Below are 12,211 nucleotides of genomic sequence, written 5' to 3'. Positions count from 1 at the left end.
AGTGAGTTGGTATGGAAATGACGACTTTATGGTCACAATTGCAGTCCAAAGTAGATCGGATGATCGAGCAAATCGGTACGAAATCTCCGCACGTAGAGAAAGAAGGCATCTACGATGATGCTCGCTTGGATTGGTGGACTTCAGGCTTCTGGCCGGGTATTCTTTGGATCATGTACGACGTTACCAAAGACGAGAAATATCGTCAGCAAGCTTGGAAATGGGATATTAACATAGAGGCATGCTTTCTGCAAGAGAACAATTTCCACCACGATGTGGGCTTTCAATTTCTGCCTACAGCTGTAGCCAAATACCTCATGACCGGTGATAAGGACGGACGTAGAAGAGGGCTGCAAGCAGCGAACTTCTTGGCTGGCCGGTTCAATCAGGCAGGGCAGTTCTTGCGGGCTTGGAATCAAGACAAACATGGCTGGGCCATCATTGATTCGTGTATGAACTTGTCCATCTTGCTGTGGGCCGCGAAGGAGACGGAGGATACGCGCTTTACGCAGGTAGCCATGGCACATGCCGACACCGTGCTCGCGCATTTCATTCGGAAGGACGGCTCCGTACGTCATATCGTTAGCTTTGATCCAGTAAGCGGCGCGTTTATCGAAGCGCTTGGGGGCCAGGGCTTCTCCCCGACCTCCTCCTGGAGCAGGGGGCAGTCATGGGCACTGCACGGCTTAGCGAATGTGTACCGCTATACGGGAGAAGAGCGGTACTTGGAAGCGGCGAAGCGCGTTGCTCATTATTTCATGGCGAATACGACCGTCGATCCGATTCCGTTGTGGGATTTCCGCACCGGTGACGATGCGGATCTGCTCAAAGATACGTCCGCGGCAGCATGCGCGGCTTCGGGCTTGCTTGAGATCGCCGACCTTGTGCCGGTGGATGAAGCGGGGCTGTATCGCAAGCAAGCGATCCGCATGATTGAGGCGCTCACGCGCGATTATGCGGACTTCGCTGGCGAGCGCGAGTCCATCTTGCGTGAGGGCACAGGGCACAAGCCAGTCGGCCAGAACGTCAACGTAGGCCTCATTTATGGGGACTACTACTACGTTGAGGCTGTCGCGAAGCTGCGGGAGTGGACGACCCGGATTTTCTAAATCTGGGAGTGTAAAACTGAGCACAGAAATTTGTAACACAATTGGAACATTCCCGTTACAGTCCGATAACATAGAAAGGGTATTATAATAAACAAGACCCCCTTTTTTAATATAAACTTTGGACCTGGCCCCGTTGGCCTAGGTCCCTTTTTTTTGTTATGGGTTATGGCGGGAACGTTTGTATAACAGATTTAACATTCAATCGATGGTATACTATTTTAAAATGGAATATTAAGGAACTCGATATGAAACAAAATATGGAGATGGTAAGATGGTACGAATCCTAAAATATCTTTCAAGTCTTCTTCTACTGTTTCAGCTAGTTGGTTGTTACGCCGATCCGAAAGTGGAAGGGGCCAATCAGATCAGCCAGTTAGAAAGGAACCAGACAGCTGCAACTATTTTAAATCAGAACAAGGGTGCTGACATCTTATGTGTTTACGAATCACGATTTTACACGCGCGCTGAGAAGCAAGAGCAGTACAATCAAAACAACTTGTTAATTGATCACGAATTAGGTGAAATAAAGAAAAAATATATCGAGGGCTCTGACTTTGAAAATGAGATGTCTACAAACTTACCAGTAGGTACGAAAATTTATACCATACAAGGCGAGCGACAATCTGAGCTTTTGATCGTTAAAGAGGGTCCCAAAAACGTTGTTTATATATATCGGGCTATGTAAAAAAGAGCAGCCTACGCTGCTCCACTCTTGCTATTGAACGCGAAAACGTTGCAATAACAAATAACCGCTAATACTGGTCGTTTTTTTCTGGTACACGATTTTGAAATCGTCGAGCAAACAGTTCAACGCCGTAATAAGTAACCCATTCGTTACTAAAGTAGCTCTGCAAGGTTGAGCACTGCCGATCACACGAAAAGAAGTAATTCTACGAGGAGAACCAGCAACTAAAGGGTTTCTTGTCCAAGTGATTAAGACTAAGTCAGGTTGACGAACAGCTTTAATTTTTGCACAAGCCATTCCGATCACCTCGTTTCTATTTAGCTTCTCTATATAAAATGCAAGGTAGATTTACATTGTGCTAAACAAAAGGCGGAGTGGGGAACGTTGAAACGCGAAATAACTCAAGTAGTTTTGCTACTAAAAAAGGGACCCAGCCCACATAGGCTGAGTCCCTTCCTTCTATCGTTCCGATCGATAAATCTCCTTCACTAAGCGATAAGCCAATTTCGGTTTGCGATACTCGCTGAGCAAGCCTTTGTTATTGAAGCTCCGCGCGCGATCGCGGAAGTAAGGCCGGTCGCTCCGCACATCGACGCGAATGTCGGCGAAATGCCAGATCAGCGTCCCGACGATGCGCGGGTCGTCGCGGAAGATTTTCAACGCGCGAGTCACGACTTCCGCTTGATAATCTTCACTGAATAAGCGCGGTTCCCAGCCTGCATCACCGAAAATCCCCGCCGCGCCGAACTCGCTCATGATCACAGGCTTGCCGCCAGCGCCTTGCTTCTCGGCATTAAGGTAGTAGTTCTGCAGCATAGTACCAAAACCGTCAACGCTGCCTTCATACCATCCGTAATATTTGTTGATTCCAATCACATCGAAATAGGAAAGCACAATATCCTGCTCCGGATGCATCGTTGCGTACGTGACGAGTCGGCTGGTATCCATACTGCGGATTTTGCCTACAAAAGCCTTCGTCAATTCAAGCGCTTCTTCTGTCCGCGTATCAATTTCGTTGTGCGCACCCCAGAAAATAATGGAAGGGTGATGGTAATCGCGGCTAATCATTTCTTCGAGCATGTGCACGCCACGTTCTCTAAAAATCGGACTAGCCAGTGTTTCCACACTCATGAAACAACCCCACATCGGAATCTCGCTCCAGAGCAGCATGCCATGCTCATCAAGCAGGTCGATCCAGAACTGGCTTTGCGGATAATGAGATCCACGCACAATATTGCAGCCCATGTCGGACAAAATATCCAGATCCTTCAGCATCAACTTCGGTGGGAAAGCAAATCCCCATTCGGGGTGCTCTTCATGGCGGTTCACACCTTGCAGGTACAGCTTTTTGCCATTCAGTAGAATGTCGCTGCCCTGAACCTCAACTGTACGGAATCCTGTCCGATCGATAAGATCGTCTTCGCCAGCCGTAACCGTAAAGGTATACAGGGCAGGTTGTCCGACATCCCACCGCTGAATATCAGCAAGACTGCCGCTTAGTGTAAGCTGAGTTGACTGCCCAGCAACCACCAGTACATGAGCAGCGGAGAGCGAGAGTCCTTCTGTAGTGGCGCTCACTTCCACCGAGCTATCTTCATGACTCAATGAGCTCAGTGAAATCTGCAATTGAACATCGGCTACGTTATCTTTCAATTGATAATCAATTTTCATCGTATCGATATAAACGTCAGGCAGTTCTTGCAGTTCAACAGAGCGAATGATCCCGCCATAAGAGTGCCAGTCAGCGATATCGGTCGGCAGCGTTTGCCAATCCACGGTGTTATCAACACGGATCACAAGTTCATGTTTACCTTTGGTCAAATGAGGAAGAATCATCGCGAACTGCGTGAATCCGCCAAAGTGATAGCCTATATGCTGGCCGTCGACGTACACATCTGCATGGTGAAGAATGCCTTCAAAGACCAGACGAATATTCGCTTCACGGGTCGTATCAAAATGGGTGCGATACCAAGCAGCACCGATATAATCGTAGGTGCCCAATTCGTTGTTCCAACAAGACGGAACGACGGATTTTTTGGAGCCCACAGGGAATTGTGAAGCCCAGCCTTCAGAAACACCTTTATTGTCAGGATCCGTGATGAAATCCCATAAGCCATTCAAAATTCGGGTAGGTCGCAGGTTATGCTGCTGAAAAGTACGTATCACAAGAGTCAAACCCCTTTCATGTCTGTTTCGTAAAGCGTATCATAGAAGAATGGCTGAATTGAATGGATAAACCATCTCGCCATTTGTCAAAATCGCTACAAGGCTGGTGAGCAATACTTTGAATAATCACCGTATTTATCATCATCGGCTTTCCTATGAGAAGCCGCCTGTCCCCGGCTGGAAAGATATTCGCAACACTACCGATGTGCACTCGTTGTACTGGATTCAGCGCGGTGAAGGGGAGTTTCGCCATGAACTTGAGGAGGAGCCGCTGCACGTTAATGAAAGAAATCTGCTCTATTTGAAGCCAGGTTTTACGCTGACCATGGCATCATCAACCGATAAGCCCTTATGTATTAGGATGCTCCTTTTTGATGCTTTCGATATCCCTTACGAGCACCAGAATTGGTTGAAGCCAGTTTCCATCGAGGCATTGGATCTGCCTTTTTATAAGCGGTACTCACCAGAGCAATCGGATTGGCTGGAAGCGCAGTTTACACGCATATGGGACATGAGAGGGAATGATCCGCACGAGCGGCAGGCGGAGTTCCAGTATGTGCTATCACGCATGATTCATTTTATGAAAGATACGAATACGTCACTGGACCCTTATATGAAAGCCTTCCAGCAGGCGAAATTGTGGATTGAAACCTGCTATGAGCAGCCCATACGGCTGGAAGAACTGGCGAAAACCAATCATATTTCTGTCTCTCAATTACGTAAAATGTTCATCAAACATGTGGGGATCTCGCCCAAAGAGTACTTAAATAAGGTTCGCAATGAGCAGGCGAAGACGATGCTGCTGCTGACAGATGAGCCGATGAAGGCCATCGCGGACGCTTGTGGATTTGCAGATGAGTTTCATTTTGGTAAAATGTTTCGTGTATGGAACGCGATTTCACCAGCTCGTTTTCGAGCCATGAACAAATAGAGAGGGGCTAACCGATCATGGGTGCCGAAATTGAAAGAAAGTATTTATTATCCGCATTCCCTGCGGAAGAGTTAGCGAACAACGAACTGACACAAGTGTCCAAGCAGTACATTTATCAAACGTACTTGGCCTTCTCCGAAGATCAAGAAATTCGTGTGCGCAAGCTCGTGGACAGCTCAGGAGAGTCGCACTATACACATACGTTCAAATTCGGTCACGGGATGGTACGCGAAGAAATCGAGTACAACATTACCGCGCCGATTTACACACAGCTGCTGGAGCGTACGGGATTAATTCCATTAGAGAAAATTCGCACAACGCTCGAAGCAGGCGGGGTCACTTTTGAAATCGATGAGTATAAGCAGATTGACCTATTAGTAGTCGAAGTTGAATTTGCCGATTTGGAGGCCGCGCAGCGTTTCGAAGCCCCATCCTGGTTCGGACGAGAGCTTGGCGCTGAGGAAGAGTTCAGGAATAAGTCGATGTGGGTTGCGTTGCAGAAGAAATAAGAGAAGTCATCATGGCTTCTCCTCCAGGCATTAGCGAAGTATGAGCAAAAAACATGCGCTCCTAAAATTTAAACCTGAAGTTTTACAACAATTCTTAGATAAGATCTAAGTATTGCAAGTAATTCTAAAGGAATTGCGAGGGGCCTCCATGAATCTAATCCACTATTATCGCCAGCAGTTTCTCGAGTTAATTACCCAGTTCGAGCAGTCCTGGGAGGAAGAGCCGCATTATAAATTCGGCTTTCTTTGGCATTCGTATGCGAATACCTCCTATAAGGAAATGTTCCATCTCACACAATCCAGGCAGGAATCCATCTATTTGATGTACGCGATTGAGCTGCCAGCGACGTATACCCATTCAAACATTAGCGATGTGATCAAACATGTTGCTTCACCGTATGAACTATCCATCTATGTGTTTCCACATAAGCTGTTGCTAACATCAAGCATCTCTACGGACAATTTGCAACAAACGACGTTAGGCTTCGTCAATCAAGCAAGAGCGGAGATCATTGATCTCGTATTTTCTGCGATTACACAAGTAGATTATTTAGACGTATAGACCTCTCATAATTCGACACTTATAATAGAAATAAGTGGACATAGGAGTTATACGATGGGGTGATTGTGATGTGGAAAGACCTGTTAAACAATTTTTCGATCGTAGCTGTTTTTGTTTTTCTATCCATTCAAATTTGTTATTCGCCTAATATGCAAAAAGCAGCCAGATGGAGATTTAAGCTATGGACGGGTATCATACACGGGTTATTCGGCGTTGTTCTTGCCTATCTCGGCGTCCACGTGGGTGATAGTCACATTTTGGATCTGAAAGCGATTGCAATCGTGATGGCAACCTATATCGGTGGCAGCGTCTCTGGTCTCATTACGACGGTGGTCATTATTATTGGCAGAGCCATGATCGACCCGGCTGTGTTGATACGGGTAACGATTCTGGCATTTCTTATTTATGCAGGAAGCATGCTCATTAACTATTTTATCAAAAGCTATTGGATCAAATGGGTCCTGCTTTCGTTATGTCCAGTTAGTGTCCTATTCGTTGATATGGTCATTATTTATAAATTACCGGCGATGCCGCTGGTCATTCCGAACTTACTCCTTCATATGGGTGCGGGACTGTTCGTAGCAGGGTTAATCCGATATTTCCTACGCTCCGAAGAGCTCAAGAGGCAAGTTCGTCATATGCAGCAAGAGCTTTCCGATATCCTTCGGCTGCAGCCAGGGTTTACGTTTAAGCTCAAGAAATCTCAAAACAAGCTCACTTACGCCATGATCGATGGTCAATTATTGCACCAGCTCGGATTGAAGTCTGACGATTTTATCGAAAAGGACGTGCATGCTGTCTCCCATTTTTCACAGGAAACTGCGCAGTTTTTACAGACGAAATACGAAGCCGCCTATCAAGGGGAGCAAGTGGCTTACGAGGTTGATTTCAAATCTAAAATTGTGCTAACAACGCTCCAACCTGTTTATGAAGATGGTCATGTACTTGAAGTAATTGGTTCGGTGACGGACGTTACAGAGCGGACCTTAGCGGAGCGTCGTATTCAGGAAAGCGAAGAACGGAATCGGATTCTCGTTGAGAATTCGCAGGAAGGTATTCTCGGTTTTACCATCGATGGGGAGATTACTTCCGTGAATCAAGCGGCAAGTTTTCTGAACCAGACGGGTTTAGTGAGTATGATCGGTCATAAGATGACCGCATTTCTACCGGAATCCGAACAATGGGTGTGGGAGCGGCATTTCCAAGAAGTTCTGCGAAGTGGCGATCAGGTGCGTTTTGAGGTCGGCATTCCCTCTATTGAAGGGGGAAGAAGAGATTACCGAGTAACCCTGTCGGCCTACCATCATGCAGATGGAGAAGTGAAGGGGATTGTGGGTACTGTGCACGACTTCACAGAAGCCTCTATGCGACATGCGGCAGATCAGGCGAATCAAGCGAAGAGTCATTTTATTGCGAAAATGAGTCACGAAATCCGCACGCCTTTAAATGGGATCATTGGCCTCTCGCAGTTGTTGGGGAAAACCCCGCTTTCCGAGCATCAGAAAGATTATTTAACGAATATCACGTCATCTTCTCATACCTTGTTAGGCATCATTAATGATGTATTGGACATTTCTAAGGTCGAAGCTGGCAAGTTAGAAGTGGAACGGACAAGCTTTCAACTGGATGAATTGCTGAAGGAACTAGCGAGTATTTGCAGTATTTTATCGAAGAGTCGCCAAATTGAACTCATCTTTAACACGGCAGCTGAGCTGCCCAAACGCCTTCACGGCGATCCACTGCGCCTTAAGCAAGTCCTTCTGAATTTGTGCAGCAATGCGATCAAATTTACAAGTTCCGGCTATGTGATGCTCCAAATCGAGCCCTATCTTCAGGTTTCTAGCGATGAGCTGCTGCTCCAATTCAGTGTCGAAGACTCAGGGATCGGTATTTCGGCGGATCGACTAGCGTACATTTTTGAGCCTTTTTCTCAGGCAGATGGCTCTACAAGCCGTGAATATGGCGGAACGGGGCTGGGTCTAACCATCAGTCAACATTTAATCAGCTTAATGGGCGGGATGTTGAAAGCAGAGAGTGAAGTAGGACAGGGCAGCCGCTTTACGTTTACCCTGCCTTTTGAAGTGGTTGAACAATGCGATCCACGTGCTTGGGAAATTGGGGATGTGCACACGCCCTATCATGTGTTAGTGGTTGAGGATCATCCGCTCATGAGAAGCAGCATGCAGGAAACGTTAGCCTCTTTTGCGGTCATTGTGCAGACGCTGCCTTCATGGCATGGATTATTTGAGTGGTTAGGAAGCACAGTGGAACAACAGGATGAGATGGATTGTCTCATTTTGGATATGGAAAGTGAAGATATGTATGGGATTGAGACATGGCAAGATTTCCTTCAGACGATGAACAGGAATCGAACGCGCATCATTTGTGTAACGTCGCCACTTGGGAAAGAGGAAATGCTGAACCTTCCTGAAGAGGAAAGACCTGATGCAGTGCTCGTTAAGCCGATCTGTCGACTTGAGTTGTATCAGACGATGGCGTCTTTATTTCATTCGAATCCATCCTCCCCTTCAGAGGAATCGGGAAACAAGTCGAAACTAGACCTAGAAAATAAGTTAGGACACATCTTGTTAGTTGAAGATAATGAAATTAATCAGCAAGTCGCCCAGGAGCTCATTGAGGAGCGTGGGTATCGGGTTACGTTAGCTACGAATGGCCAAGAGGCTTTGGATAAACTGGATACAGGTGATTTCGATCTCGTTCTGATGGACATTCACATGCCGATTATGGATGGCGTTGAGGCTACAGCGCTGCTGCGGCAAAATTCGAGGTTCCGTCAGTTGCCCATTATTGGGCTAACCGCGAATGTGGTGAAACAGGATCAAGAAGCGTATATCCGTCTAGGCATGAACGATGTGGTAAGTAAACCGCTGGATGTCAAACGACTTTTTCAAGTCATACAGATGTGGATGGAGCCGGAGAAATGCGCTAAGGAATTTCCGTATTCACAGCCCGTGGACGAAATGATTGAAATACCGTATTACAAGAAAATCACTTCGATGGATTGGGAAAGCGCGTTAGCCCGAGTGGAAGGCAAGGAGAGTATTCTCTTCGTCATGTTGCAGCTATTCAAGAAAAATTATAGTGATTTCGCGGAACAGTTATTGATTAATTATCGGGACGGGGATTGGGTTGCGGCGAAGCGGGCGGCACACACACTAATCGGCGTTGCAGGTAGTTTATCTGCGGATTCACTCTATACAGCTGCGGTGAAGCTTGAAACGGCAATTTTGCTGAAGGAAAACTACACAGTGCTGTTAGAAGTGATTGCAGCGGATATTGAGCGGATTATCGGGTATATTCCAGATGAAGACGTGACATAGACAGGGCTCAGCAGCGTAAAAGAAAGCTCCTCCAAATCGGGTTAAGCGGATAAGGAGAAGCTTTTCTACTTTCTATATCGTCATCGTGTGTTAGACGCCCGAATAGGCCATGAATCCGCCATCCACAGGTATCGTTGTACCCGTCACGAAACGGGACATGTCGGAATCTGCTAACCATATCAACGTGCCGAGCAGATCTTCCGGCTTGCCGAATCGGCGCATCGGGGTATGGGAAATGATTTTATGAGAACGATCGGTCAATGAACCGTCTTCTTTCACTAACAATTTGGTGTTCTGCTCCGTCAAAAAGAACCCAGGCGCAATGGCATTCACGCGAATGCCGCTTTCGGCCAAATGGACAGCCAGCCATTTTGTGAAATTATCAATGGCTGCTTTCGCCGCGCTATAGGCAGGAACCTTGGTCATCGGCGAGGGTGCGCTCATCGATGAAATATTGATTACCGTTGCCCCTGTTTTCCCATGCATCTGCTTGGTGAAAATTTGGGTAGGAATCAGCGTGCCGACGAAATTAAGATCAAGCACATTGCGGAAACCGGAAATGCTTAGATCATAGAAGGATTGCACATCGGGATTATCTAAGTCTTCTAACTTGAAAATCTCGTTCGTTGTATTCGCGCTGGCATGATTGCCCCCGGCTCCATTGATCAGAATATCGCAGGTGCCAAGCTGCTCAGCTACGGAAGCCGCTGCTTGCTCGACGCTTTCAGCGACAGTGACATCGCAAGCAACTGCAACGGCTTCGCCACCAGCGGCCTGAATATCCTTAACGACTGCTATCCCTTTCTCATGGGTGCGATTAAGAATCGCTACGCGTGCGCCTTGTCTAGCTAATTCCAGTGCCATCACACGGCATAGAACGCCCGCGCCACCTGTAATCACAACAACTTTTCCTTCCAGGGATGAAAAATTTGGTAAATTAGTTAACTCGCTCATCGTCATCAGTTTCAGCTCCTTTAAGTAATGTAGCTCCTTTTCGGGACATCATGTCCCATAATCCCCACAAATACATAATGCCTAGTGCGCGATCATACAGTCCGTATCCCGGTCTGCAGTGCTCATCCCATATATGTCGACCGTGGTCTGGACGGCAAAAGCCCTCATACCCATTCTCGTGCAGCGCCTGCACAATGCCGGCAATATCGACCGTGCCATCTGTTGTCCGATGGGAGGTCTCGATGAAATCCCCATTTTCGTACACACGAACATTCCGAATATGAGCAAAAGGAATCCGATCCGCGAATTCATGCACGATCGCAACGATATCATTACTCGGATTAGCTCCGAGTGAGCCGCTGCACATCGTTAGCCCGTTGTAGGGGCTGTCATACAGAGCTAGAAAGCGGCGAATATTCGCTTGGCTCGTCATCAAGCGCGGAAGTCCGAAGACGGACCATGGCGGATCGTCCGGATGAATGGCCATACGAATGCCATGCTCGGCGGCGACAGGGATGATTTCGTCCAAGAAATAGGTTAAATTTGCCCAGAGATGTTCCTCGGTGACATGTTGATAAGCATCGAATAGCTCCGTCAAATGAGCAAGCCGCTCTGGCTCCCAGCCAGGCATGCTGAAGTCGGGATTGGCATTAATCCTTTGCACATGCTCAGCTAGATCAAGATCAGCAATTTTACTCTTTTCATAAAAGAGGGCCGTTGAGCCATCCTCAAGCTCTTTGTGCAAATCGGTACGTACCCAATCGAACACAGGCATGAAATTATAACAAATAACTTTAACCCCAACCTGTGCTAAAGTGGCAATCGTTTTCTTATAATTAGCGATGTACCGGTCGCGGCTTGGAAGTCCTAACTTAATATCCTCGTGAATATTAACGCTTTCCACAACCTGCATATGTAACCCGAAGAGATCAGCCTGGGCTTTGATCTTTTGGATTTTGTCCATCGGCCATTGTTCACCGGCAGGGACATCGTGCAAAGCCCAGACGATGCCTTCCACACCTGGAATTTGTTTGATTTGCCGAAGTGTAACGGTATCGTTGCCCTCTCCGAACCAGCGGAATACCATTTTCATAGCTGCACATTCGCCTCCATCATCATGCTATTATTTGAAATACGCAGGGAACTTCTCTTTCAATAATTGTTGATCGGCAATGCCCACATGCAGATGAGCGCGGATTAATTGCTCGGCAACATCTGGTTGCCCCTCTTGAATAGCCTGGGTAATCTGCTTATGCTGGGCGTACAGCTCATCCCAATGATGATCCGTAGCTAGTCGCAGCATACGCGTACGGTTCAAATGCACATTGATTTGTTGAATGACAGCCCATGTGTTCATTTTCTTGCAGCCCTCAAAAATCGTGTGATGAAACGCTTCGTCCAGTTCAAACATTTTCTTGTAATCTTGCTCATCCATGCACACTTTCTGCGAGGCCAAATTCATCTGGAGCGTTCGCAGTGATTCCTCTGGAAAAGTACCGCATGCTAAGCGGATTACCGCGCTTTCCAGCTGTTCGCGAATGAAGCGAGCTTCATCGACGAGCTCCAAGTCAATGCGGGAGACAACCGTGCCTCGCTGTGGGTAGATGTCCAGCAAACCTTCCTGTGCCAATTGAACGAAGCTTTCTCGCACTGGGGTTCGGCTCACATTGAAGCTTACGGACATTTCTTTCTCAGAAATGCTGGCACCTGGCAATAGCGCAAGGCTCAGAATCTGGTCCTTTAGCGTGTGGTAGACAGCGTCTCGTGTGGAACTGATTTGCGGTTTCTGGTATAAATCCATGAGTTTCTCCTTCGGTAAATGAAGCTTAATGTCATACTACCATACTTGTATGGTAGTATGGTAGGTCTAAATTTGATGAAGCATAAACTCAGAACCTGAGCCTATCCCTAAACAAAAAACCGCATCCTGCCCAGGCTCTCCTAACTAGGAAGAGCG

11 protein-coding genes are annotated in these 12,211 nt (G+C 47.1%); 6 read left to right on the top strand and 5 right to left on the bottom strand.

Annotated elements, in window-relative coordinates; genetic code table 11:
- Positions 1-11 precede the first annotated feature (11 nt).
- Positions 12-1,106, top strand: a complete 1,095-nt coding sequence (locus tag A8709_RS13385; RefSeq protein ID WP_065852892.1) for a glycoside hydrolase family 88 protein — start codon at positions 12-14, stop codon at positions 1,104-1,106.
- 271 nt (positions 1,107-1,377) lie between these two features.
- Entirely contained in the window at positions 1,378-1,791 is a 414-nt protein-coding gene (locus A8709_RS13380; RefSeq protein ID WP_065852891.1) for a hypothetical protein, read from the top strand.
- 30 nt (positions 1,792-1,821) lie between these two features.
- Here A8709_RS13380 and A8709_RS13375 read toward each other — a convergent pair whose 3' ends face one another.
- The gene (locus A8709_RS13375; RefSeq protein ID WP_065852890.1) at positions 1,822-2,088 is read right to left on the bottom strand and encodes a hypothetical protein; all 267 of its coding nucleotides are present in this window, start codon (positions 2,086-2,088) and stop codon (positions 1,822-1,824) included.
- Positions 2,089-2,250: 162 nt separating this feature from the next.
- Positions 2,251-3,957, bottom strand: a complete 1,707-nt coding sequence (locus A8709_RS13370) for a glycoside hydrolase family 2 protein (protein WP_065852889.1) — start codon at positions 3,955-3,957, stop codon at positions 2,251-2,253.
- 118 nt (positions 3,958-4,075) lie between these two features.
- Between A8709_RS13370 and A8709_RS13365 the strand changes: the two genes are divergently transcribed.
- The 4 genes from A8709_RS13365 to A8709_RS13350 all read left to right on the top strand — a co-directional run bounded on the left by A8709_RS13365 (position 4,076) and on the right by A8709_RS13350 (position 9,300).
- Positions 4,076-4,888 (top strand): helix-turn-helix transcriptional regulator, encoded by an 813-nt coding sequence (locus tag A8709_RS13365; RefSeq protein WP_065852888.1) that lies wholly within the window; start codon positions 4,076-4,078, stop codon positions 4,886-4,888.
- Between the two features lie 17 nt (positions 4,889-4,905).
- Positions 4,906-5,397, top strand: coding sequence for a CYTH domain-containing protein (locus tag A8709_RS13360; protein ID WP_065852887.1), 492 nt, complete (start codon positions 4,906-4,908; stop codon positions 5,395-5,397).
- Positions 5,398-5,545: 148 nt separating this feature from the next.
- Positions 5,546-5,959 (top strand): hypothetical protein, encoded by a 414-nt coding sequence (locus tag A8709_RS13355; RefSeq protein WP_065852886.1) that lies wholly within the window; start codon positions 5,546-5,548, stop codon positions 5,957-5,959.
- Positions 5,960-6,027: 68 nt separating this feature from the next.
- Positions 6,028-9,300 carry a response regulator gene (locus A8709_RS13350; protein WP_141692521.1) on the top strand — a complete coding sequence of 1,091 codons (3,273 nt, stop codon included), beginning with the start codon at positions 6,028-6,030 and terminating at the stop codon, positions 9,298-9,300.
- Between the two features lie 90 nt (positions 9,301-9,390).
- Here the strand turns inward: A8709_RS13350 and A8709_RS13345 are convergent, their stop codons facing one another.
- From A8709_RS13345 to A8709_RS13335, 3 genes are read right to left on the bottom strand one after another with little or no spacing between them, the layout of a single operon-like run.
- Positions 9,391-10,260: an SDR family oxidoreductase gene (locus A8709_RS13345; RefSeq protein WP_244163182.1), complete on the bottom strand. Its 870-nt coding sequence runs from the start codon at positions 10,258-10,260 to the stop codon at positions 9,391-9,393.
- Complete coding sequence (gene uxuA, locus A8709_RS13340; RefSeq protein ID WP_065852884.1) at positions 10,238-11,347, bottom strand: mannonate dehydratase; 1,110 nt, start codon at positions 11,345-11,347, stop codon at positions 10,238-10,240. The genes A8709_RS13345 and uxuA overlap by 23 nt, the downstream gene beginning before the upstream one ends.
- A gap of 30 nt (positions 11,348-11,377) precedes the next feature.
- A complete protein-coding gene (locus A8709_RS13335; RefSeq protein WP_065852883.1) occupies positions 11,378-12,055 on the bottom strand; it encodes a GntR family transcriptional regulator in 678 nt (225 codons plus the stop codon).
- Positions 12,056-12,211 lie beyond the last annotated feature (156 nt).

It is taken from the genome of Paenibacillus pectinilyticus, assembly GCF_001700435.1.
GTDB lineage: Bacteria > Bacillota > Bacilli > Paenibacillales > NBRC-103111 > Paenibacillus_E > Paenibacillus_E pectinilyticus.
This window is presented reverse-complemented; position numbering and strand designations above follow the sequence as displayed.

What these genes read in the sequence shown, in the direction of transcription:
- uxuA (WP_065852884.1), bottom strand. Translation starts at nt 11,347, where the DNA reads ATGAAAATGGTATTCCGCTGGTTCGGAGAGGGCAACGATACCGTTACA.
- A8709_RS13380 (WP_065852891.1), top strand. Translation starts at nt 1,378, where the DNA reads ATGGTACGAATCCTAAAATATCTTTCAAGTCTTCTTCTACTGTTTCAG.
- A8709_RS13350 (WP_141692521.1), top strand. Translation starts at nt 6,028, where the DNA reads ATGTGGAAAGACCTGTTAAACAATTTTTCGATCGTAGCTGTTTTTGTT.
- A8709_RS13355 (WP_065852886.1), top strand. Translation starts at nt 5,546, where the DNA reads ATGAATCTAATCCACTATTATCGCCAGCAGTTTCTCGAGTTAATTACC.
- A8709_RS13375 (WP_065852890.1), bottom strand. Translation starts at nt 2,088, where the DNA reads ATGGCTTGTGCAAAAATTAAAGCTGTTCGTCAACCTGACTTAGTCTTA.
- A8709_RS13360 (WP_065852887.1), top strand. Translation starts at nt 4,906, where the DNA reads ATGGGTGCCGAAATTGAAAGAAAGTATTTATTATCCGCATTCCCTGCG.
- A8709_RS13335 (WP_065852883.1), bottom strand. Translation starts at nt 12,055, where the DNA reads ATGGATTTATACCAGAAACCGCAAATCAGTTCCACACGAGACGCTGTC.
- A8709_RS13385 (WP_065852892.1), top strand. Translation starts at nt 12, where the DNA reads ATGGAAATGACGACTTTATGGTCACAATTGCAGTCCAAAGTAGATCGG.
- A8709_RS13345 (WP_244163182.1), bottom strand. Translation starts at nt 10,260, where the DNA reads ATGACGATGAGCGAGTTAACTAATTTACCAAATTTTTCATCCCTGGAA.